The organism is Acetobacter musti (assembly GCF_011516835.1).
Taxonomy (GTDB): Bacteria; Pseudomonadota; Alphaproteobacteria; order Acetobacterales; family Acetobacteraceae; genus Acetobacter; species Acetobacter musti.
Window position 1 is genome coordinate 51,320 of sequence record NZ_WOTB01000006.1, and the last position, 22,574, is coordinate 73,893.

Sequence of the window (22,574 nt, forward strand, 5' to 3'; positions counted from 1 at the left end):
ATCTCATAAAGCGCCACAGGCACTAATATTGAGTTAAGATCCCCGAACCTCTTCCGGTAATTCCGACGATGGCGCGATACCCTGCAAAACCGCATCCTCATGCCGGATGATCCGGCGCGCCATTTTCAGCGCCCGATAAAAATTCCCTTCGGTCGCGACCTGCAGCGCATCGGACAGCAAAGTCCGCGCCGAATCAGACGTCGTTTCCTGCATAAAAGTCGTGATATAATAAGCCGCCTCCGCTAGAGCCGCCGCCCTTTCCTCCGGCGTCCCGACATAAGCCGTCTGCAGCGCATAATAGATCCGCCGCGCCGGCGTATCCGCTTCCTCAGGCCGCATGATCTGCCGCCCGAAAAGAAAATCCGCCCGGTTCGTCAGACGAATCTGCGCCGATGTCAGAAAATGCACCCCGGCGCCGTTCAGAATCATCCTGTCGCCGGCGTCGAGCCGGATACCAAGCCCCGCCATTTTGCGTCTCCTCCATGCGTGTTTCGCAATGGAGACCTTATCCGCTCCGGAGATTGACAAATGGTTACTGACGATGCCCGAAATACAGAACGAAACCGGTTCTTCATCAGGAGAGTCTGAAACCACTCTTCTCCTCAGACGTCAGACACAGCATCGGAAGACGTCACAGAACCCGGAATCCAGGAGGTCCATAATGTCCGATCACGTCTACAAACTTATCGAAATCGTCGGCTCATCCCCCGAAAGCGTCGAGAAAGCCATCGCCAACGCCATCACCCGCGTGGGAAAAGACGAAAAACACGTCCGCTGGTTCGAAGTCATCAGCACGCGCGGCCATGTCGAGCACGGCAAAATCAGCCACTACCAGGTCACGCTCAAAATCGGCCTGACCCTGGAAGACTAAACCCGCCGCACCACATAGCGCGCCCGGAGCGCCTCAGTGATCTGCTCCGCATGGAGCGGATCACGCGCCTCGATCATCACCTCAAGCTCCGCCGCCTGCACCGATGGCGCCGCGAACAGCCGCTGATGCGACACCTCAAGAATGTTGCCGCCAGCCTCACCGATAATCCCGGAAATATCCGCCAGCACCCCTGGCCGGTCCGGAATCTCCATACACAGCCGCAGCAGCCGCCCGTCCCGCAGCATCGCCCGCAGCAGCGTATTCGCCAGAATCCGCGTGTCGATATTCCCGCCCGTCACCGGCAGCCCCACACGCTTCCCGGCAAACAGCTTCGGATTCGCCATCACAGCCGCCAGACCGGCCGCACCCGCGCCCTCGACAACCTGCTTGGCCCCCTCGGACATCACCGTAATCGCGTTCTCGACCGCCGCTTCCGAAACCACCAGAACCTTCGACGCCAGCTCCCGGATCACCTCATACGGCCGCCGCCCGATCTGCATCACGGCAATCCCTTCCGCGATCGTCGAACCACCGGGAGGCATGATCTCCTCGCCCGGAAACGCCGACAGCGAAGAAAAACTCTCCACCTGCACACCAATCAGCTCGATATCCGGCCGCAATGCCCGCGCCGCCACCGCACAGCCCGCCAGCAGCCCGCCACCGCCAATCGGCACCACCAGCGCATCCAGCGGCCCCGCATCCTCCAGCATTTCCAGCGCACAGGTGCCCTGACCGGCCATCACCGCGTCATCATCATACGGATGCACGAACACCCGGCCCTCGCGCTGCTGCAGATCCCGTGCAAACAGCGACGCCTCGGCAAAATTGTTGCCCTCAAGCACCACCCGCGCGCCCCAGGCCGCCGTCCGCGTCACCTTCGCCGAAGGCGTGAAACGCGGCATCACAATCACCGCGTCAATCCCCAGCAGACTGGCATGACGCGCCACACCCTGCGCATGATTTCCGGCCGAAACCGTAATCACCCCGCGCGCCCGCTCCTCAGGCGTCAGCAGCGACAGCTTGTTCGCCGCCCCGCGCTCCTTGAACGAGCCCACCGCCTGAAGATTCTCAAGCTTGAGCGTAATCTCCGCGCCCGTCGCTTTCGACAAACTCTGGGAGGGCAGGGTGGGCGTCCGCAGAACCCGCCCTTCGATCCGCTGCGCCGCAGCCCTGACATCGTCGAAAGTAATCACGCGCGCAGTGTCCTCAGGCCCGGAAAGTCAGGCACAAACTAAAGTCCGGCATAAACAGAAATCAGGCATAGATGACGGAGACGATCTCATACGTCCGGTCACCGCCCGGCGCCGGAACCGACACGGTATCGCCAACCGACTTACCAATCAGAGACTTCGCCAGCGGTGAGGAAATCGACAGCAGACCCGCCTTGATGTCCGCCTCATGCACACCAACGATCTGATAGGAGGCCTCCTTTTCGGTCTCCTCATCGATCAGCTGAACCCGCGCACCGAACTTCACCTGGTCGCCCGACAGCTTCGAAGGATCGATCACTTCCGCCGTGGAAACAATCTCCTCCAGCTCCATCACACGCCCCTCCACAAAGGACTGACGCTCGCGCGCGGCATGATACTCCGCGTTCTCCGACAGATCGCCGTGCTCGCGCGCCTCGGCAATGGCCCGGATAATCGCCGGGCGCTCCTCGCTTTTGAGTCTGCGCAACTCTTCCTCAAGTCGCTGCAGGCCGGATGCCGTCATCGGAGTTTTCTGCAAGGTGCTTATCCTCGGGAAGTCATAAAGAATTGACCGGGAAGCGGAACCGCCAGCCCGGATAATGAAACACGCAGACAGGCCCCGCGGCGGGATTAAGCCCCGCCGAAAGGCTCTTTGCGCTCAGTACGATCCGTGAAAATAGGACTGAAGCGGCGCAACTTCAAGCGGTCCTTCACGCATGGCGCTGATCGCATGCGTCGCCGCCCGCGCTCCCGCCATCGTCGTGTAGTGCGGAATGCCCATCGTCAGCGCCGAACGCCGGATGTCATAGCTGTCCTGAACAGCCTGAGCCCCCTGCGCCGTATTGATCACCATCTGAACCTCGCCGGACCGGATCGCATCCACACAATGCGGACGACCCTCCAGCACCTTGTTCACGACCTGCACCTTAACCCCGGCCTCACGCAGCCGCTCCGCCGTGCCCCGCGTCGCCATGATGGTAAAGCCCATCTCCGCCAGCTGACGCCCGATCCGCGGCAGCTGCGCCTTGTCCCCGTCGCGCACCGACAGAAACACCGTCCCCGAAAGCGGCAGCTTCACACCCGCCGCCAGCTGAGATTTCGCAAACGCCCGCTCGAATGACGTGTCCAGTCCCATCACCTCGCCCGTCGAACGCATCTCCGGCCCAAGGATGACATCCACATCCTGGAAACGATTGAACGGGAACACCGCCTCCTTCACCGCCACATGCGGCACAACAGCCCGGTCATCCAGCGTGAATTCGCCCAGCTTCGCCCCGGCCATCACCCGCGCCCCGATCTTCGCCACCGGGACCCCCGTCGCCTTGGCGACAAACGGCACCGTGCGCGACGCCCGCGGATTGACCTCCAGAACGTAAATATCGTCGCCCTTCATCGCATACTGAACATTCATCAGCCCGACGATGCCCAGCTCCAGCGCCATCGCCTCCGTCTGCGCCTTCAGCTCCGCCACAATCGCCGGAGACAGCGTGTAAGGCGGCAGCGCACAGGCGGAGTCACCGGAATGAATACCGGCCTCCTCAATATGCTCCAGCACCCCCGCCACATACACGGACTCACCGTCCGCGATGCAGTCCACATCCGCCTCGATCGCATCGTTCAGATAATGATCGATCAGCACCGGCCCGGACGACACTTCCGGCCCCGCCGCAGCCAGAACCACCTTCAGATAACGCTGCAGACTGGCCCGGTCATAAACGATCTCCATCGCCCGGCCGCCCAGCACGTAGGACGGACGCACCACCACCGGATACCCGACCTGCTCCGCCACGTCCTCGGCCTCAGCCGCCGACCGCGCAATCCCGTTCCTCGGCTGCCGCAGCCCCAGCTTGTGCAGCAGCGCCTGAAACCGCTCGCGATCCTCCGCCCGGTCAATCGCATCCGCCGGCGTGCCCAGCAGCGGAATCCCCGCTTCCTCCAGCGCCCGCGACAGCTTCAGCGGCGTCTGGCCGCCATACTGAACGATGCAGCCCAGAATCTCGCCCCGCGACTGCTCCAGCCGGATCAGCGCTCCCACATCCTCCGCCGTCAGCGGCTCGAAATACAGCCGGTCCGACGTGTCATAATCCGTGGAAACCGTCTCCGGATTGCAGTTGACCATGATCGTCTCGATCCCGGCCTCACGCAGCGCATAGGCCGCATGAACACAGCAGTAATCGAACTCGATCCCCTGGCCGATCCGGTTCGGCCCGCCCCCCAGAATGACGACTTTCTTCGCTCCCGTCGGACCGGACTCACACACCGGCGCCCCGAACCCGCCCTCATAGGTCGAATACATATACGGCGTCGCCGAAGCGAACTCGCCCGCACAGGTGTCGATCCGCTTGTAAACCGGCAACACCCCCGCCGCCTCGCGCAGCGCCCGCACCTCGGACGCCTGCGTCCCCGAAAGCCGCGCCAGCTGCACATCGGAGAACCCCATCGCCTTCAGACGACGCAGCTCCCGCGCGTCCTCCGGCAGTCCGTGATCCAGCAGATGCTTCTCCGCCTGAACAATCTTCTCCAGCTCCCGCAGGAACCACGGCTCGAACCGGCACGCCCCGGCAATCTCCTCAACCGAAAGCCCCGCCCGCAATGCCTGCGCCGCCATCAGAATCCGCTCCGGACGCGGCTGCGACAGCGCCGCCCGATACGCATCCGGCCCGCCATCGCCCGGTGCCTCAACCGGATCGAGCCCCGCCAGCCCGGTCTCCATCGACCGCAGCCCCTTCTGCAGCGCCTCCGGAAAAGACCGCCCGATCGCCATCGCCTCGCCAACCGACTTCATCGAGGTCGAAAGCAGGGCAGGGGTTCCAGGAAACTTCTCGAACGTGAAACGCGGAATCTTCACGACCACATAATCGATCGTCGGCTCGAACGAAGCCGGCGTCGAGCCGGTAATGTCGTTCGCCAGTTCGTCCAGCGTGTACCCCACCGCCAGCTTCGCCGCGATCTTCGCAATCGGAAACCCCGTCGCCTTTGACGCCAGCGCCGACGACCGCGACACTCGCGGATTCATCTCGATCACCACCATGCGCCCGTCCTTCGGATTCACGCCGAACTGCACGTTCGATCCGCCCGTCTCAACCCCGATCGCCCGCAGACATGCGATCGAAGCATCGCGCATCCGCTGATACTCCTTGTCCGTCAGGGTGAGGGCAGGGGCCACGGTAATGGAATCCCCCGTATGCACCCCCATCGGATCGATGTTCTCAATCGAACAGACAATGATGCAGTTATCCGCCCTGTCGCGGACAACCTCCATCTCAAACTCTTTCCACCCGAGAACGGATTCCTCGATCAGAACCTCCGTCGTCGGCGACGCATCCAGACCGGACATGACGATCTGATCGAACTCTTCCTTATTATAGGCAATCCCGCCCCCGGACCCGCCCATCGTGAAGGACGGCCGGATCACCGTCGGCAGCCCGATCTCCTTCAGCGCCGTCCGCGCCTCTTCCAGCGTATGCGCGATCAGACTTTTCGGACTTTCGATCCCGATCGCATCCATCGCCTCACGGAATTTCTGCCGGTCCTCAGCCCGGTCGATCACATCCGCCTTCGCACCGATCAGCTCAACGCCGTGCTTCTGCAAAAACCCCGACGCATCCAGCGCCATCGCCGCATTCAGCGCCGTCTGCCCGCCCATCGTCGGCAGCACCGCATCCGGCTTCTCCTTCAGAATGATCCGCTCGACAAACTCCGGCGTGATCGGCTCGACATAGGTCGCATCCGCCAGCCCCGGATCGGTCATGATCGTCGCCGGATTGGAGTTCAGCAGAATAACCCGGTAGCCCTCCTCCTTCAGCGCCTTGCACGCCTGAGCCCCCGAATAGTCAAACTCGCAGGCCTGGCCGATCACGATCGGGCCGGCGCCAATAATCAGAATGGAGCGAATGTCAGTCCGTTTAGGCATGGATCGTCTCAGTCCTCTGCGTCGGCCGGGTCGGAACCCATGGCTTTGATGCGATGAAGGTAGTTCTCAAAAAGCGGGACGGTAAAAGCAATGTCACCATGCGCCGGGCTGTAGATCATGCCCTTGCGGATCAGCGCATTGCGAAGCGGCGCCACCGCCTGCGTCCGCGAGCCCATCTGCGCGGCAATCGCCCCCGAACGATGCGCCCCCGGCCCAAGCTCGGACATCGCCTGACAGTACAGACGCTCACGCGGCGTCAGCCGCTCATAACGCATACGGAAAAATCCGGCATCCAGCGACGTCAGAGACACCTCTGTCGCCACCTGAATGTCCCCCGCCAGAATGGTCTCCCCATGCGCCACATTCCACGCATGATAAGCCCATTCCTGCAGAAAATACGGATAGCCCTGCGTGATCCGCAGAACCTCGGCCACCGCTTCAGGCGTGAAATTCACCCCCTCACGCTCCGCCGGCGTCCGCAACGCGTCAGCGGACTCCTCCTCCGAAAGCGGCCCCAGTTCCGGAAAAGAAAAGAGCCGCTCGGAATAAGACCGCGACTGCCCCGTCAGCGCCACCACATGCGGCAGCCCCGCGCCCGCCAGCACCACCGGCAATCCTTCGCGCATCACGCGATGCATCGCCATGATCAGCGCGCCCATATCCTTCTCGGAAAGATACTGGATCTCATCAATAAAGATCGCCACACCCGTCTTACGGGACTGCGCCGCATGACCCAGCGCCGACACCATGTCCGGAAGATCGCTTTCCAGATCGCCGCTATCCGCCGTACCCCTCTCGGGATCGACGTCCAGCTCGATCATCAGCCCCAGCGGGTGATGAATCCGCAGTCCCCCGGCAAAACTTTTCAGAACCCGCAACCCGCGCTTCACCTGCGCCGTCACCGCCCCGAGCCGGTCCAGCTCCAGCATCATCTTCCGGAACGGCGGCGCCAGAAGCTGCCCCAGCGACTTATCCTCATGCGCCTCGACAAAGCACGTCAGATAACCCGCGCTTTCCGCAAGCTGCTGAACCCGCCCCAGAACAACCGTTTTGCCCACCCCGCGAAGCCCGGTCGCAATAAAACTGCGCGCGCTCTTCCCGATCAGCGCCCGCTGCAGCACGACCCCCGCCTGGGTGAACAGCTCCTGCCGCCCCGCCAGCTCAGGCGGGGACGCCCCGGCCCCCGGCACATAAGGATTGCGAATAGGGTCCATGAACCGAGATCAGCCCGCCTTCACGCCCGAAGCCTGCCGCGCGTCGATCATCGCCACGAACCGCTCGAACAGATAGAAACTGTCCGAAGGACCCGGGCTCGCCTCAGGGTGATACTGCACCGAAAAAGCCGGCAGCGTGTTCGACGCAATCCCCTCGTTGGACCTGTCGAACAGGCTCACATGCGTCACCCGAACCTCATTCGGCAGTGACCGTTCATCTACCGCGAACCCGTGATTCTGACTGGTAATCTCCACACGCCCCGTCGCCAGATCCTTCACCGGCTGGTTCGCCCCCCGATGCCCGCGCTCCAGTTTGTAGGTCTTGCCGCCCAGCGCCAGAGCCAGCAACTGATGCCCGAGACAGATCCCGAACACCGGCACACCCGCATCCAGCACACCCCGGATCGCCGGCACCGCATAAGCCGCCGTCGCCGCCGGATCGCCCGGCCCGTTGGAGAGGAAAACTCCCTCAGGCTTCAGCGCCAGAATTTCCTCCGCCGTGGTCGTCGCCGGAACCACCGTCACATCGCAGCCCGCCGTGGCCAGACAGCGCAGAATGTTCCGCTTCGCGCCATAATCGACCGCCACAACCTTTCGCAGCTTCGCCGGCAGCGGCTTCGTCGCCGAAGGCCACTCCCACACACCCTGCGACCAGCCATAGGGCTTCTCACAGGTCACGACCTTCGCCAGATCCATGCCCTCCAGCCCCGGCCAGGCCACCGCCGCCTTCTTCAGCGCCTCAATATCCAGCTTCCCGTCCACGACATGCGCCAGAACCGCCGTCTGCGGCCCTTTGTCACGGATACGAAGCGTCAGCGCCCGCGTGTCCACACCGCAGATCCCCGGAACCCCGCGCTCTTTCAGCCAGGCATCCAGACTCTCCGCCGACCGCCAGTTCGCAGGCTCCGTCAGATCCTGCTTCACCACCAGCCCCCGCGCCGAAACGCGCGCCGCTTCGTCGTCTTCCGCGTTCGTCCCCACATTCCCGATATGCGGAAAGGTGAAGGTGATAATCTGCCCGGCAAAAGACGGGTCCGTCAGCGTCTCCTGATATCCCGTCATCCCCGTCGAGAAGCAGATCTCCCCGATCGCCTCGCCGGTCGCCGGCGCGCCAAAACCCATGCCCCGGAACACCGTGCCGTCCGCCAGAACAAGCGCCGCCGTGGCGCCATCAGGGATTGCGCCGGACACTGCGCCGCTCTGCTCGGACATGATGGAATCCCGCTTCTGGTCATGTGATGAAAATTCAGAGGAAGAGGTCTCCGCGCCGGACGCCCCCGGCTGCAACGCCTCGATCGGAACACCCGCCGCTTTCGCCACAACCGGCCAGTGCTTCGGCGGAATCGCCCGCGCCTGCCGCCACTTGCGAACCGCCTCGGTGCCCACGCCCGTCAGCGACGCGATTTTTTCCGCACCGCCGATGCGCTCAATGATACTATCGACTGACAGAGACATTCCGAATATCCCCCTGATTGCTGACCTCCATATCAGTCCCAATCGTCCGTGGGAAGAAAATTCCCACCATGTGACAGGTGAGGGAAGTGGGAAAAACTTTCTCCCGCCATCCCGCGTCACCCGTCACTCTGTTACCGACCGGAGACCATCATGACCGAGCCCACCTCCCTCCGCGCCCGTATCGCCGACGATACGAAAACCGCCATGAAAGCCGGACAGAAAGACCGCGTCAGCGCACTCCGCATGATCGGCGCGAAAATCAAGGACGCCGACATCGCCGCCCGCACCACCGGCAAGGAACTCAGCGAGGACGACCTGATCGGCACGCTCCGCAGCATGGTCAAATCCCGCACCGACTCCCTGAAAATGTATCTCGAAGGCGGCCGCGAGGACCTCGCCGAAAAAGAGCAGGCCGAAATTACCCTGATCCAGGAATACCTGCCTGCCGAAATGGATGACGCCGCCCTCGAAGCCGCCGTCAAGGCCGCCATCACCGAGACCGGCGCCGCCACCATGAAAGACATGGGCAAAGTCATGGGCGCCCTGAAAGCAAAATTCGGCGCCTCACTCGACCTCGGACGCGCCAATGGTCTGGTCAAAACTACCCTGAACGCAGGCTGAAATCTCTCGCTCAGCCATACTATTTTTCCGGGGCCTGGCCCCGGACCCCTGTACAGAACGCACCCCCCTGATCCCGCCGGCTCAGAATTACATCAGCCGCCCAGCCGGATTCATGACGCCTCAGGTCACCGGTAAAAATCAATTATACTGCCGGAAAACCAGGAGACTGTTTCAAAAGCCTCAAAGGGACAAAAACCTTTCAAAACAAACGGATAATATTACGTTTTCTATGTCCCGCTCGTCTGTTCGCCTCAGCCAGCCTTCAAAAGAATCTCACAACAAACCTTTGATAAAAAAATAAAAGTTTTTGGGTGCCGCCTTTTTTCAAAAAGGCGGCGTCTTCTGAAGCTTCTCCAGAAACCTCTCGATAATTCAAAGAAGAGTTCAAAAGCAGGATCCTGAAACAGATTCCAGATGTTTTCAGGCTCCATGACCGCCCCCCCCGGAAGCAACCACCGGCAACCAGGCCTTCCGCAAACTTTACCGGTCATCAAAGCCGCCATCCCCGCTCACAACCGCAAACGGAACGCCTCACACACAAAAACAGACAGGCAACTCATGACCGCTGCACGCGTCCTGTTCACTGTCACGACAGAAACAGGACGCTTCCCCATGAAAGCACTGACCTGGCAGAAAAAGGGTAAGATCACATGCGAAAGCGTGCCTGACCCGATCATCCTCGACGGACGCGACGCCATCATCAAAGTGACGGCCTGCGCCATCTGCGGCTCCGACCTCCATCTCATGGACGGGCTGATGCCCACCATGCAGTGCGGTGACATTCTCGGCCATGAAACCATGGGTGAAGTCGTCGAAGTCGGCCGCGACAACAAACGTCTTTCCGTCGGCGACCGTGTCGTCGTCCCGTTCACCATCTCCTGCGGCGAATGCCGTCAGTGCAGATGGGAAAACTGGAGCTGCTGCGAACGGACAAACCCGAACGGGAAACAGCAGGCCGAAACCTTCGGCTACCCGCTCGCCGGCCTTTTCGGTTACTCTCACATCACCGGCGGCTTCGCCGGCGGACAGGCGGAATATCTGCGTGTCCCCTATGCCGATGTCGGCCCGATCGTGGTTCCTGAAGACCTCAGCGACGAACAGGTCCTTTTCCTGTCAGACATCTTCCCAACCGGCTATCAGGCCGCCGAATACTGCGAAATCACGCCGGAAGCCGAAAAGACCATCGCCATCTGGGGCTGCGGCCCGGTCGGTCAGATGGCCATCCGCTCCTGCTTCCTCCTCGGCGCCCGACGCGTCATCGCCATCGATGAAGTCCCCGAACGCCTGGCCATGGCCCGCGAAGGCGGCGCGGAAACCATCGACTTCCGCACCCATAATATTCAGGAAACCCTCATCGAAATGACGGACGGGCAGGGACCGGACGCCGTCATCGAGGCCGTCGGCATGGAAGCCCACGGCGCGGACACCACAGCACAGAAAATCGGCTCGGCTGTGATGTCGGCGGCAACGCTCGAACGCCCGTTCGCCCTCAACCAGGCCATTCTCGGATGCCGTCCCGGCGGAATTGTCTCAATGCCAGGCGTTTACGCCGGCGCCCTGGGACCGGTGATGATCGGCGCTCTCATGAACAAGGGCCTGACCCTGCGCACAGGACAGACGCGCGTCCAGAAATATCTCGCGCCTCTGCTCGAACGTATCCGGAAAGGCGAAATCGATCCTTCCTTTGTCATCAGCCACCGTTCCGCCAGTCTCGAAGACGGTCCTGAACTTTACAAAAAATTCCGCGACAAAACCGATTACTGCACAAAAGTCGTCTTCAGACCCCATGGTGTCGCAGCATAAGATAATCGTCCCCGTACCCGGCAAAATGCAGCGACCACGTTCCGTCCGGAAATAAAAGAATTCAGAAATATTCTGTTCTCAGAAGAAAAACCTGTCCACTTTCCTGAAATAAACAATCCGGCTCGCCCGGACCGGTTGCGGGTCAGACAATCAGTCAGCCCGCGCCGGAATAAGCCTCATCATTTCCTATCCGGCTTTTTCTTATCAGCATGATCTGAAACCCGCCATGAAATTTCCGGTGGAAAACCGATCAGCGAATTACCTGCCTGACGGGAAGACGCCTTCAGGCTCCATCTTCTCCCGTCCGGGCCACCGAAGAAATCCCTCACACAGGTCGTCCCGTCACATCACCCTGAAAAAACAAAACCTTTTTCAAAACTTCCGAACACGGTGCGGCGTTGGGACAGCATCGAATAAGCAAAGGAAAAATATATCATGCCAATTCTGCTCTGGCTTCTCGGGGTGCCACTCCCCCTGATCCTCATCATCTTCCTCTTTTTCCGATGATCGGACCCGCTATGACAAAAGATATTGAGACACCGGCGCTTTTGCGCGCCGGCATATCCTGGCCCGCTGTTTCAGGAGGCGCCTTCGTCGCGGCGGCCGTATCCATTATGCTGATCAGCCTCGGAGCCGGCTTCGGCTTCTCCGCTGTCTCCCCGGAAGCAGGGAATAATCCGTCAGCATTCACATTCACCGTGTGGGCGGCAATCTGGCTGATCGTCGTCCAGTGGATCTCATCGTTTTTCGGCGGCTATCTCGCCGGACGGCTCCGCGCACCACTCCTCTCAGCCCATTCGCGCGAAGTCATGTTCCGCGACACCGCCGGCGGCTTCGTCGCATGGGCCGTCGCCGTCGTCTTTACGGCTGCCATCATCGGCTCCGGCGCTTTTTCCCTCGCGGGAAGCGCCGGCAAAGCCTCAGGACATATCGCTGCGGCTGCCGTTTCAAAAAATACGGATATGCCATCAGGCTATATGCTCGATGCCCTGTTCCGTCCGGCCCAGCCCGACAACGTCACCGGCAATGCCTCAGAAGGCAAAAACCCGGCCCCGGAAGCCGCGCGTATCCTGGCGACAGCAGCCACCGGAAGCATCAGCCCTCAGGACCGCGACTATCTGACAAAACTCGTGGCCGCCCGCACCGGAACCTCCGCGGAGGATGCCGGACAACGTGTCGACCGGGCCATCGCAATGGAAAACGAAGCCATCAGTAAAGCGAAACACGCCGCCGAGCTCGCACGGAAAGCAGCCGCGTCGCTCGCTTTCTACACTTTCTTCTCCATGCTGGTCGGCGCGTTCATCGCCTGTGTCGCAGGCGCCATCGGCGGCCGGCAGCGCGACGCCCTGCAGAGAACTGAAGCGGAGTTCTGAAATCCGAAAAACCCTGACTCTGAAAACCCTGGCGACAGCGGCAACATCCGCTCCGCCAGGTCAGACTCCCGGACCGGATGCAGAGAGCTTTCGCCAGCAGGAGAGCATAGTGGACAGGCCGGTCACCAGCGATATGTCCGCACAGAGTCCGTATCAGAATACCGACCTGCTCCACTTCTGCCGCTCGGAAATAAGATTCGAAAGTGAGATGGTGGGCGTCCGGCTGAGCGCCCTCGTCAACTCACAGTCCTTTCTCGTCATTGCATACGCAACCTCAATGACAACCTCCGCATCCCGCTGGGGAAACGCCCTGTTCCTCCTCATTCCGCCTCTCCTCTCCGCGCTCGGTTTCGTCCTTGCACTCCTCGCCTGGCCTGGAATTCGCGCGGCTTACGCGGCGATCGGGAAATGGGAAGAAAAGGAAGCTGAACTCCACCGCCAAAGTCAGCATCTGTCGGCCTTCTCTCTGGCGTCCAGCGACCCCGACGCCCGGGCAACGCTCCGCCGCGGCCAGGAAGGCGCCCGGTTTGCCCTTTGCGCACCCGGCATCTTCCTCGCCACCTGGTGTCTGTTCGGGTATCTCCCTTTTTATCTCTGTTATTTTCATTAACAGACGCGCCGCTCGTTCACGCCCCCGCAATACATCGCCGTGCACGATCAGCGAATACACCGCCTCATCCGCAAAAAGACCTTTACCCATTCCACTCCAGGTCGCCTCAGATCCAGGCACAAAAAAACCATACTCCCGCCCGGCACAGGGTCCGCGCCATCCCGTTTGCAGAACGCCGCTCCCACCCATAAAAAGAACCCCCACCAAAAGAACCTCACGCCACCTGCACCCGGCCGCCAGCAGAAAAGCCCCCGTTCCGCCCCGCATGAGCACCATCGACGCCGCCTTCCTCGACGAACTCCGGGCCCGCACCCCGATCGCCCCCCTGATCGGCCGCCGCGTGAAGCTCACCCGCTCGGGCCGGAACTGGAAAGGCTGCTGCCCCTTCCACGGCGAAAAAACACCGTCCTTCTACGTCTATGACGACCACTATCACTGCTTCGGCTGCGGCGTGCATGGCGACGTCATCAGCTTCGTCATGCAGCTTGAGGGAAAATCTTTCCCGGAAGCCGTCGAAAACCTCGCCGCCGAAGCCGGCCTCGAAGTCCCGAAAGCCACCCCGCAGGCCCGCGCCCAGGCCGTCCGGGCGAAAACCCTCGGCGACGTGCTCGACGCCGCCCAGCAGCTCTGGACCCACGCCCTTCACGAGCCGGAAGGCCGCCCCGGTCTCGATTACCTCCGCAAACGCGGCCTGACCGACGAGACCATCGCCACCTTCGGTCTCGGCTGGGCCAGCGACCGGCGCGGCGCCCTCGTTTCCGCCATGCGCGAACAGAACATCACCCCGGAAGCCCTCGCCGAAGCCGGCCTGATGAGCACCGATGAGGAAGGCCGCCCGAAAGGCGAACTCTTCTGGGGCCGCGTCACCTTCCCGATCCGCGACCGGAGAGGCGATATCGTCTCCTTCGGCGGCCGCATCCTCGGTGACCGCCAGCCCAAATACCTCAACGGCCCCGAAACCGCGCTCTTCTCCAAACGCCGCCTGCTCTTCGGCCTCGACCGCGCCCGCGCCGCCATCCGCGCCCCCCGCCCGAAAGGCGCCGCCCCCGTCGAAGCCGTCGTCGTCGAAGGCTACATGGACGTCATCGCCCTGCATCAGGCAGGCTTTCCCGGCGCCGTCGCCCCGCTCGGCACCGCCCTGACACCCGAGCAGCTCGAAATCCTCTGGCAGGTCGCCCCCAGCCCCATCCTCTGCTTCGACGGCGACGCCGCCGGCCGCCGCGCCGCCATCAAAGCCGCCGAAACCACCCTCCCGCTGCTCTCCACCGAACGCGGCCTGCGCTTCTGCATGCTTCCGGAAGGCGAGGACCCCGACAGCCTCAGCCGCACAAAAGGCCGCGCCGCCGTCGAACAGCTCTTCGCCGGCGCCCGCCCGCTCGCAGACGTCCTGTTCGACCTCCTCGCCGAGGGCACCCCGCAAAACCCCACCCCCGAACAGCGCGCCACTCTCCGCTCCCGCCTCGTCGAGGCCGCCGGGAAAATCGCCGACAAATCGCTCGCCGGCGAATACCGCTCCTCTCTGCTCGACCGTTTCTTCCAGACCTACCGGGGCAGGAAAGGGGGCAGGCCCGGCAAAAACGGCAACTCCTTCACCCCCTCCGCAGGTCCGTCAGTTCCCTTCGTTCCCCTCGACGCCGGCGCCGCCAAACTCGCTCTGCTCACCGCCCTGGTCCTGCGCTACCCCCGCCTGACCGGCAGCGTCGCCGACGCCTGGTGCCAGCTCGATCTTCCGCAGGACCTCGCCGAACTCCGCAGCGCCATCCTCGACAGCACCGCCTCCGGCACCATGCTCGACGACCATCCCGACGAGGAAACCGCCTTCACCCGCATGATGGACGCCCTCGGCGAGCAGGGCCTCGGAGCCCGGGCCGAAGCCCTGCTCCGTACCGCCTGCCTGAGAAAACCCGGCAGGCAGGTCGATGACGGGCTGATGGAGTCGCCGCCGGAAGTCCGGTGGTGGCATTTCTATGCCGCAACGAATCGCGCCGCCTTCGAGGCCGACATCGCCCGCGATACCGAAGCCTGGACGCGCGAAGGACTGGACCCGGCGCAATGGGACAGGTTGAAACTCCGTCTCGAAGCCCTCGCATCGCTGCGCCGCCTGGAGGACGGCTCTTACTGAAAACCGGCCGGAAACCCGGTGTCGGAAATACGCACGGAAACCGGAACGAAAAGCCGGACAAAAATCTGGTGCGGAAAAAAACCACGGACAGCGCGGAAACGTTTGGCCGTAACGGAACCAGGTCTTGACTTCCGGGCCCGGATCGACCACCTCCACGCTATCAAATTCAAATTGAGTGTATAATTGTACTGCGTTCTCACTTCGGAGAAATGCGGACACGGGGAGATATTCCGGGAATGGCGACAAAGACTGCTGCTGGCACTGCCGCGACATCCGGGGATCAGGACGGCGATACCGCGCTCCTCGATACCCAGTCCGGCGCCGTCAAACGCCTGATCGCCAAAGGTCGTGAGCGCGGTTACATCACCTTCGACGAGCTCAACGCCGTCCTCCCGCAGGACCAGATGTCCTCCGAACAGATCGAGGACGTGATGGCCGTGCTGTCCGAAATGGGCATCCAGGTCGTCGAGAACGAAGACAACGAAGACTCGGACAGCACCGAGGAAAAGGCCGCCGAAACCGAGGACGAGGAAGAAGAGGCCGAAGCCGAGGCGGAAGCCGGCCCGGAAGGCGCGCCGACCCGCGGAAATGTGAGCGAGAACGCCGGCCGCACCGATGATCCCGTCCGCATGTATCTGCGCGAAATGGGCTCGGTCGAACTGCTGTCCCGCGAAGGCGAAATCGCCATCGCCAAGCGCATCGAGGCCGGCCGCGACGAAATGATCGGCGGCCTCTGCGAGAGCCCGCTCACCTTCCGCGCCATCATCTCCTGGCATGAACGCCTCAAGGTCGGCGACATGCTCCTGCGTGACATCGTCGATCTGGAAGCCATGCAGGCCGAAGCCAACGGCCTCGAAGGCGTGCCGGGCGAAGGCGACGACCCGGATGCCGCGGACGCCAAGGCGGACGACACGGACGACACCGAGGAAGCCGAAGGCGGCGAAGGGGAGGGCAGCGGCCTGTCCCTTTCCGCCCTGGAAGAAAAACTCAAGCCCGACATCCTCATCCAGTTCGACGAAATCGAGCCGCTCTACGACCGGCTGCAGAAAATGCAGAACAGCCGTATCGAAGCGCTCGTCGCCGGTGAAGAGACAACCGACAAGATCGAGAAAGCCTATCTCCAGCTCCGCTCCGAACTGGTCGCGAAGGTCGAGCAGGTCCATCTGCACAACAACCGTATCGAGGAACTGGTTATGCAGCTCAAGGAGCTGTTCCAGAACCTCAACATGCTCGAAGGGCGGATGCTTCGCCTCGCGGAAAGCTGCAAGGTGTCGCGCGAAGACTTCCTGATCAAATACCGCCATAACGAAATCGATCCCGGCTGGATGGACATGATCGCCACCCTGCCGGGCAAAGGCTGGAAGAACCTCGTCGCGAAACACGCCGACACCATGGCCGACCTCCGCAGCCAGGTCGCGGAACTCGCCCAGGACACCGGCCTCTCGGTCAGCGAATTCCGCCGCGTCTACGCCACCGTCGCCCGCGGCGAACGCGATTCCGCCCGCGCCAAGAAAGAGATGATCGAGGCCAACCTGCGTCTCGTGATCTCGATCGCCAAGAAATACACCAATCGCGGCCTGCAGTTCCTCGACCTCATCCAGGAAGGCAATATCGGCCTGATGAAGGCGGTCGATAAGTTCGAATACCGGCGCGGCTACAAATTCTCGACCTACGCCACCTGGTGGATCAGACAGGCCATCACCCGCTCGATCGCCGATCAGGCCCGCACCATCCGTATCCCAGTGCACATGATCGAAACGATCAACAAGCTGGTCCGCACCTCGCGCCAGATGCTGCACGAAATCGGACGCGAGCCCGCGCCGGAAGAACTGGCCGAAAAACTTGGCATGCCGCTGGAAAAGGTCCGCAAGGTCCTCAAGATCGCCAAGGAGCCGATCTCCCTCGAAACCCCGATCGGTGACGAGGAAGACAGCCATCTCGGTGACTTCATCGAGGACAAGAGCGCCGTCATCCCGCTCGACGCCGCGATCCAGACCAATCTGCGCGAAGCCACCACCCGCGTCCTCGCCTCCCTCACTCCCCGTGAGGAACGCGTCCTGCGCATGCGCTTCGGCATCGGCATGAACACCGATCACACGCTTGAGGAAGTCGGGCAGCAGTTCAACGTCACCCGCGAACGTATCCGCCAGATCGAAGCCAAGGCCCTGCGCAAACTCAAACACCCGAGCCGCAGCCGTAAACTCCGCTCCTTCCTCGACGACAGCTGAGCCCATGTCAGCCCGGATGACGCCGGCGAACACAACCACCCGGGCAATCGTGGACGTCACCTTCATGGAGATGCGCCATCCGCCCGCCACGCCGGCGCCGCACCTGCCGGCCGGATGGAGCATCACCCACGAGCCCCGTCCGTCCGTCGCGTTCTACCGTGAACTCTATGACCGCGTCGGCCGGGATTACTGCTGGTGGATGCGCCAGGTCCTCCCGGACGCCGAACTCGCCGGCATTCTCGCCGAACCCGGCCGCCGCGTCTTCCTGCTAAGGGAAGGCAAGGATCTCCGGGGTTTCTTCGAACTCGAAAACCAGCCGTGGAACATCATCAACCTGGCCTATTTCGGCCTGTTCCCGGACGCCATCGGACACGGAACCGGCCGCATATTCCTGAGCAACGCCATCGAAATTGCCTGGGCCAGCCGCCCGGCCCGCGTCACGGTCAACACCTGCAACGCCGATCATCCCCGCGCGCTGCCGGCTTATCTCAAAGCCGGGTTCGAAATCCGGAATGTCGTCCGCGAAATCTGGGACATCCCCGACCGCCTCGGTCTCACCATCCCCGATCGCCTGCGCGCCTGACATAGCCGGACCGGAACAAAGGCACTCCCGGACAAGGCTGTTTATGCGCTTTGCAGACACGTCTGGAGCAGGTTTTCGGGGCTTTGCCCCAAACCCCACAAAAGGGCACAGCCCCTTTGATCCTGATCTGTAAAATCAGGCGAGACAGAGCAGGCGTCATGCGCGCAGCACGCCTTATGCGTGCCGACCACCATCAAGGTGGAAGGCAGAGCCCGAAATAGATAAACACCAGAAAAAGCCAGTCGCCATCGCCCTATGCGGAATTCTCAGAGGCTGTTTATAAGCCTTAAATGCACAAAAATTCTTACGTCAAACTGATAATGTTATGTTTTTTAAGACCCACTTACCTCGCCATTCCAGTTTTCAAAAAGACGGCATTCCCTGAATCTCTCCCAAAAAAGCGTCACCAGAAACATCTTTATAATTTAAAGGATATTTCACAAGCAGGCCTTTGAAACAGACACTTATTTCTGAACGGCGATCAGCGCCATCATCGGCCGGTCCATCTCATCACACAGCGCCGGCATCTCCTCCAGCTGCGCCGCCGTCGGCGACCATTCCTGAAGCTCGCGAAACGTAAACCCCGACGCCACCAGCGTGTTCAGCGTCGTGGCCAGAGTCCGGTGCTGCTTGACGACACCCTTCGCCAGCCAGTCCGTCCTGCGCTCCCCCTCCACCGCGTAATGATCGACAGGCCAGCTCCGCCCGTCCTCCCGCATCACCCAGTCCAGTCTTCGGGACGCCATGTAAATGGGATGCTCAATAGTGAATACAAAATGAGCCCCCGGCGTGAGAGCCCGGAACACCATGCGAACCAGCCTGCCGAAATCGACAATGTAGTGAAAAACCAGAGAACTGTAGGCAAAGTCGAACGCCCCCGCCGGCAGCTCCAGCGATTCAAGATCAGCCGTCACATATTCAACCGCTGCATCGCGTGTCTCCGCCTTCGCCCGCGCCAGCATGTTCTCCGACAGATCCACGCCAAGCACATGCGCCGCTCCATGCGTCCGCGCCCATCGGGAAAACCATCCAAACCCGCACCCCAGATCAGCGACACGCCGCCCCGCCAGATCCGGAAGCATCGCCCGGATCGCCGCCCATTCCGGCGCCCCGTCAAGCCCGTGAACCGAACGGCCAAGCTGGCTGTACCCCGCAAAGAATTCAGCCGTATCATAAATGTTCTGCGCCATTTCTCTCTCCGTCGGAGCACCGGTGAACAGGGCAGGGAAGGAACAGGGAAGGAACAGGACAGAAAAGCAGCCCGGCCGGAACCCATATCCGCCACGATCCGGGATGCTATGCGCGGCCGCTCCGCCATTCAATGCCGGTCCGCAACAAACCGGCACATCACCACTTCATCAGCCTCTCCGGTCCGGACCGTTCCGTTCTCCAAAGAAACGAAAAAAGCTTTTATCAGAATAAATAATTCCCATTACAGACAGACCACGCGACCCGCCCGGACAAAAGCGTTCAGCCGGATTCAGAATGTAAAACACCTCCGGCCGGCCTGAAGACGCACCCGCAACCACACCGGCAAAAATATATTCCGGAACAGGAAAAAATCAGGACAGCAAGAGCATCTCCGCTGTTCCCTCACTCCCGGCCGTACTCTATCCGTCATCCCGGCACACTGGCCGTGCGTAAGAAGAGATCATGACCCGATTTGCTATGAAAACCCCGCTCAGTAATCGCAAAGCCGTCATCATCGCCATAGCGGCCTGTGTCCTGATCAGTTTTCTGCGCTGGCCCGAGCTTCTGCTCGACGCTCAGTTCTGGGGCGAGGACGGCTGGTACTGGTGGCCCGAAGCGCGTGCATTCGGTTTTAGCAGCCTCCTGCTGCCCCATACAGGATACTTCCAGACAGACGCCCGCATGGTCGCCCTGCTGGCCAGCCCGTTTCCCCTTTCCCGGGGACCAACACTCTTCGCGCTGGCCGCTCTGATATTTGACGTCATGCCAGCCGCCTTCCTCATCTCAGGCCGCTGCGCCAGTCTCTGTCCGTCGCTCCCGCTCCGTATATTCATCGGATTTCTCTGGTGCGCCATGCCCAACACATGGGAGGTCCACGGCAATCTTACGAACAGCCAGTGGCATCTCGCGGTCCTTTCTCTCCTCATTCTCATGTCCGCAACTCCCGCAACAAAAGCCGGACTGACGTTCGATACGGTCATGCTCGCACTCGGCTGCGTCAGCGGACCATTCTGTATCTTCCTGGCGCCTGTCAGCGCAATCCTGGCATGGCGGCACCCCTCCGGCACCAGACTGGCAAGACTTGCCATCGTCATGGCGGGCGCGCTCATCCAGATCAGCGCACTTTCCATGGGCGCGCGCAGCGCCATGCCCAGTCTTGGAGCGACGCCGATCAGTTTCATCAGACTGATGGCCGGACAGGTTTTCCTGGCTCCCCTCGTCGGGCACCGGCATCTGCCACAGTGGTACGCCACCGGACCATGGCGAAGCGGTCTTCTGCCCTGGATCGCAGCCCTCACCGGTTTCTGGCTGTGTATCGACGCCGCGCGGCGCTGGCCCGTCATCCGTCTGGCCGGACTGTTCACCCTTCTGACGCTGTGCGCCAGCCTGTCGCACCCGGTTCCCGGCGACGATGGCAGCCCCGTCTGGGTCAGCATGCGCAACCTTGACAGCAATATGCGCTATCTTTTTCTGCCGCTCGTCTTCTGGATGACAGTCCTCGCCGTAACGACCTTCGCCGCACCACGCGGATGGGCAAAAGGCGTCGCCACCGGCGCCCTGCTGGTCAGCCTGTTCTCCGGTATCCCGAGAGACTGGCGCTTCCCGGCCGTTCCCGACCGTCATTTCTATGATATTGCCCGCGAATACGATAAAGCCCCGCCGGGAACCCGGTTCGTTATTCCGGTCCGTCCGGGCAGGCAGGCCGTTTACATAAAGTAAAACCCATCCTCTGCTTGCTTTCCCGCTCCATTCGTGCTTGATGCCGCTTCTTCCCTGCCGGGCGCGCGGCATCGCTCCCGGCTATACCCGTCGCGCAACATGGTTCCGGCTCAGCCGCCAGAACAGCGCACCATCGCGGAACGGTCCGCAATGGTCTGGGTTGAAGCAATCCGGAGGGACACACAGTGCCACTGTACGAAACCGTGCTCATCGCACGTAACGATATCAACCAGCAGCAGGTTGAAGCCATCGCCGAAGGTATCAAAACGTACCTCGAAGGCGAGAACGGCTCCATCAAAAAGCAGGAATACTGGGGCCTTCGCTCCCTGGCATACCGCATCAAGAAGAACCGCAAGGGCCATTACATGCTCCTCGGTCTCGATGCGTCCGCGCCGGCCCTGAAGGAAGTCGAGCGTCAGCTCGCCCTGAACGAAGACGTGCTCCGCGTCCTCACTCTGCGCGTCGAGGAAATCGACGAGGCTCCGTCTCCGGTTCTGTCCCGCAAGGGCGATGACCGCGGCGACCGTGGCGATCGCGGCAACTTCCGTGGCCCGAAGCCGTCCGGCCGGTTCGAGAGCGGCCGTTCGCGCCGTTCCTATGACGACCGCGAGGAATATCGCGCTCGTGACGAAAACCCCGAGCCGAAAGCGGAGTAAGGTCAGATGTCCGACACAACCGAAGTCAATCCAGCCGGCCGCCGCACCGCCGTCGGCGCGCGTCGTCCGTTCTACCGTCGTCGCAAGGCATGCCCGTTCTCCGGTCCCAACGCGCCGAAGATCGATTACAAGGACGTCCGTCTGCTCAGCCGGTTCCTGTCCGAGCGCGGCAAGATCGTCCCGAGCCGTATCACCGCGGTATCCGCGAAGAAGCAGCGCGAACTAGCCCAGGCCATCAAGCGCGCCCGTTTCCTCGCCCTGCTGCCCTACGTCGTAGGCTGAGGAGAGGCATATCATGGCTGCTACAGAAGTAATCCTCCTTCAGCGCGTTGAGCATCTGGGCCAGATGGGCGACCTCGTGAAGGTGAAACCGGGCTATGCCCGTAACTTCCTCCTGCCCCAGGGCAAGGCCATCCGCGCGAACGCCGCCAACCGCGAGCGTTTCGAGCGTGAGCGCGCCCAGCTCGAGGCCACCAACATCAAGCGTCGCGAGGAGGCCGAGCGTCTCTCCGAGCGTATGGAAGGCCTCACCGTCGTCCTGATCCGTCAGGCCGGCGACGCAGGCAACCTCTACGGCTCGGTGTCCACCCGCGACATCGCCCTGGCCACCACGGAAGCCGGTCTGACCGTCACCCGTAACCAGGTGTTCCTGCCGCACCCGATCAAGAGCCTGGGGCTGTACGACGTCCGCGTCGACCTGCACCCGGAAGTCTCGATCCATGTGCGCGTCAACGTGGCCCGCTCGGCTGAAGAAGCCGAGCGTCAGGCCAAAGGCGAAGTCATCGGCACCGAAGAAGACGAATACGAGCTTCCCGTTCCCGACGACGCGGAAGACGCCGGGGCGGAAGCCACGGCCGAAGGCGAGACAGCCGCCGTCTGACGGCAGCTTTCCTCCGCAAAGTTACAGAAAACCCCGGAAGAACACTTCCGGGGTTTTTTTATTATCCGGCTTTCCTCCGGGACTTTGCCCCGAACCCCATAAAGGGGCGCGCCCCTTTGATCCCGATTTGTCAAATAACGGAGCC

General features: G+C 61.8%; 19 protein-coding genes. 12 read left to right on the forward strand and 7 right to left on the reverse strand.

What is annotated here, in order from left to right:
• Positions 1-33 precede the first annotated feature (33 nt).
• Positions 34-468 (reverse strand): flagellar biosynthesis repressor FlbT, encoded by a 435-nt coding sequence (locus GOB93_RS06235; protein ID WP_173582639.1) that lies wholly within the window; start codon positions 466-468, stop codon positions 34-36.
• Positions 469-661: 193 nt separating this feature from the next.
• Here GOB93_RS06235 and GOB93_RS06240 point away from each other — a divergent pair, with 193 nt between their 5' ends.
• Positions 662-871, forward strand: coding sequence for a dodecin (locus tag GOB93_RS06240; protein ID WP_173582640.1), 210 nt, complete (start codon positions 662-664; stop codon positions 869-871).
• Here the strand turns inward: GOB93_RS06240 and GOB93_RS06245 are convergent.
• The 5 genes from GOB93_RS06245 to carA all read right to left on the reverse strand — a co-directional run bounded on the left by GOB93_RS06245 (position 868) and on the right by carA (position 8,643).
• Positions 868-2,064, reverse strand: a complete 1,197-nt coding sequence (locus tag GOB93_RS06245) for a threonine ammonia-lyase (RefSeq protein ID WP_173582641.1) — start codon at positions 2,062-2,064, stop codon at positions 868-870. The two genes, GOB93_RS06240 and GOB93_RS06245, sit on opposite strands and share 4 nt — an antisense overlap.
• 61 nt (positions 2,065-2,125) lie before the next feature.
• Complete coding sequence (gene greA, locus GOB93_RS06250) at positions 2,126-2,599, reverse strand: transcription elongation factor GreA (protein WP_173582642.1); 474 nt, start codon at positions 2,597-2,599, stop codon at positions 2,126-2,128.
• Between the two features lie 120 nt (positions 2,600-2,719).
• Positions 2,720-5,974, reverse strand: coding sequence for a carbamoyl-phosphate synthase large subunit (gene carB / locus GOB93_RS06255; protein ID WP_173582643.1), 3,255 nt, complete (start codon positions 5,972-5,974; stop codon positions 2,720-2,722).
• An 8-nt stretch (positions 5,975-5,982) separates the two neighbouring features.
• Positions 5,983-7,188, reverse strand: coding sequence for an ATP-binding protein (locus tag GOB93_RS06260; protein WP_173582644.1), 1,206 nt, complete (start codon positions 7,186-7,188; stop codon positions 5,983-5,985).
• Between the two features lie 9 nt (positions 7,189-7,197).
• On the reverse strand, positions 7,198-8,643 hold the full coding sequence (gene carA, locus GOB93_RS06265; RefSeq protein ID WP_173582645.1) for a glutamine-hydrolyzing carbamoyl-phosphate synthase small subunit: 1,446 nt from the start codon (positions 8,641-8,643) through the stop codon (positions 7,198-7,200).
• A 150-nt stretch (positions 8,644-8,793) separates the two neighbouring features.
• On the opposite strand from carA, the gene GOB93_RS06270 reads away from it, so the two are divergent.
• The 7 genes from GOB93_RS06270 (at position 8,794) to GOB93_RS06300 (ending at position 17,983) form a co-directional block, all read left to right on the forward strand.
• Entirely contained in the window at positions 8,794-9,264 is a 471-nt protein-coding gene (locus GOB93_RS06270; protein WP_173582646.1) for a GatB/YqeY domain-containing protein, read from the forward strand.
• A 612-nt stretch (positions 9,265-9,876) separates the two neighbouring features.
• Positions 9,877-11,067, forward strand: coding sequence for a zinc-dependent alcohol dehydrogenase (locus GOB93_RS06275; protein ID WP_173582762.1), 1,191 nt, complete (start codon positions 9,877-9,879; stop codon positions 11,065-11,067).
• Between the two features lie 518 nt (positions 11,068-11,585).
• Positions 11,586-12,440 carry a hypothetical protein gene (locus tag GOB93_RS06280; RefSeq protein WP_173582647.1) on the forward strand — a complete coding sequence of 285 codons (855 nt, stop codon included), beginning with the start codon at positions 11,586-11,588 and terminating at the stop codon, positions 12,438-12,440.
• Positions 12,441-12,549: 109 nt separating this feature from the next.
• Positions 12,550-13,050 carry a hypothetical protein gene (locus GOB93_RS06285; RefSeq protein WP_173582648.1) on the forward strand — a complete coding sequence of 167 codons (501 nt, stop codon included), beginning with the start codon at positions 12,550-12,552 and terminating at the stop codon, positions 13,048-13,050.
• A gap of 265 nt (positions 13,051-13,315) precedes the next feature.
• On the forward strand, positions 13,316-15,172 hold the full coding sequence (gene dnaG / locus GOB93_RS06290) for a DNA primase (RefSeq protein WP_173582649.1): 1,857 nt from the start codon (positions 13,316-13,318) through the stop codon (positions 15,170-15,172).
• A gap of 236 nt (positions 15,173-15,408) precedes the next feature.
• Positions 15,409-17,400, forward strand: coding sequence for an RNA polymerase sigma factor RpoD (gene rpoD, locus GOB93_RS06295; protein WP_173582650.1), 1,992 nt, complete (start codon positions 15,409-15,411; stop codon positions 17,398-17,400).
• 4 nt (positions 17,401-17,404) lie between these two features.
• Entirely contained in the window at positions 17,405-17,983 is a 579-nt protein-coding gene (locus GOB93_RS06300) for a GNAT family N-acetyltransferase (RefSeq protein WP_242010576.1), read from the forward strand.
• Between the two features lie 464 nt (positions 17,984-18,447).
• Here GOB93_RS06300 and GOB93_RS06305 read toward each other — a convergent pair whose 3' ends face one another.
• Positions 18,448-19,173, reverse strand: a complete 726-nt coding sequence (locus GOB93_RS06305; protein WP_173582651.1) for a class I SAM-dependent methyltransferase — start codon at positions 19,171-19,173, stop codon at positions 18,448-18,450.
• 463 nt (positions 19,174-19,636) lie between these two features.
• Between GOB93_RS06305 and GOB93_RS06310 the strand changes: the two genes are divergently transcribed.
• The 4 genes from GOB93_RS06310 (at position 19,637) to rplI (ending at position 22,429) form a co-directional block, all read left to right on the forward strand.
• Entirely contained in the window at positions 19,637-20,893 is a 1,257-nt protein-coding gene (locus tag GOB93_RS06310) for a hypothetical protein (RefSeq protein ID WP_173582652.1), read from the forward strand.
• Between the two features lie 185 nt (positions 20,894-21,078).
• Entirely contained in the window at positions 21,079-21,549 is a 471-nt protein-coding gene (rpsF, locus tag GOB93_RS06315; RefSeq protein ID WP_173582653.1) for a 30S ribosomal protein S6, read from the forward strand.
• A 6-nt stretch (positions 21,550-21,555) separates the two neighbouring features.
• Positions 21,556-21,831, forward strand: a complete 276-nt coding sequence (gene rpsR, locus GOB93_RS06320) for a 30S ribosomal protein S18 (RefSeq protein WP_146888499.1) — start codon at positions 21,556-21,558, stop codon at positions 21,829-21,831.
• A gap of 13 nt (positions 21,832-21,844) precedes the next feature.
• Entirely contained in the window at positions 21,845-22,429 is a 585-nt protein-coding gene (gene rplI, locus GOB93_RS06325) for a 50S ribosomal protein L9 (protein ID WP_173582654.1), read from the forward strand.
• Positions 22,430-22,574: the final 145 nt, after the last annotated feature.

Excerpts from the sequence above, each read along its gene's own strand:
- GOB93_RS06305 (WP_173582651.1), bottom strand. The coding sequence starts at position 19,173 with ATGGCGCAGAACATTTATGATACGGCTGAATTCTTTGCGGGGTACAGC.
- GOB93_RS06260 (WP_173582644.1), bottom strand. The coding sequence starts at position 7,188 with ATGGACCCTATTCGCAATCCTTATGTGCCGGGGGCCGGGGCGTCCCCG.
- carB (WP_173582643.1), bottom strand. The coding sequence starts at position 5,974 with ATGCCTAAACGGACTGACATTCGCTCCATTCTGATTATTGGCGCCGGC.
- GOB93_RS06280 (WP_173582647.1), top strand. The coding sequence starts at position 11,586 with ATGACAAAAGATATTGAGACACCGGCGCTTTTGCGCGCCGGCATATCC.
- carA (WP_173582645.1), bottom strand. The coding sequence starts at position 8,643 with ATGTCTCTGTCAGTCGATAGTATCATTGAGCGCATCGGCGGTGCGGAA.
- GOB93_RS06275 (WP_173582762.1), top strand. The coding sequence starts at position 9,877 with ATGAAAGCACTGACCTGGCAGAAAAAGGGTAAGATCACATGCGAAAGC.
- GOB93_RS06300 (WP_242010576.1), top strand. The coding sequence starts at position 17,405 with ATGTCAGCCCGGATGACGCCGGCGAACACAACCACCCGGGCAATCGTG.
- rplI (WP_173582654.1), top strand. The coding sequence starts at position 21,845 with ATGGCTGCTACAGAAGTAATCCTCCTTCAGCGCGTTGAGCATCTGGGC.
- GOB93_RS06310 (WP_173582652.1), top strand. The coding sequence starts at position 19,637 with ATGACCCGATTTGCTATGAAAACCCCGCTCAGTAATCGCAAAGCCGTC.
- rpsR (WP_146888499.1), top strand. The coding sequence starts at position 21,556 with ATGTCCGACACAACCGAAGTCAATCCAGCCGGCCGCCGCACCGCCGTC.
- GOB93_RS06270 (WP_173582646.1), top strand. The coding sequence starts at position 8,794 with ATGACCGAGCCCACCTCCCTCCGCGCCCGTATCGCCGACGATACGAAA.
- GOB93_RS06235 (WP_173582639.1), bottom strand. The coding sequence starts at position 468 with ATGGCGGGGCTTGGTATCCGGCTCGACGCCGGCGACAGGATGATTCTG.
- dnaG (WP_173582649.1), top strand. The coding sequence starts at position 13,316 with ATGAGCACCATCGACGCCGCCTTCCTCGACGAACTCCGGGCCCGCACC.
- GOB93_RS06240 (WP_173582640.1), top strand. The coding sequence starts at position 662 with ATGTCCGATCACGTCTACAAACTTATCGAAATCGTCGGCTCATCCCCC.
- rpoD (WP_173582650.1), top strand. The coding sequence starts at position 15,409 with ATGGCGACAAAGACTGCTGCTGGCACTGCCGCGACATCCGGGGATCAG.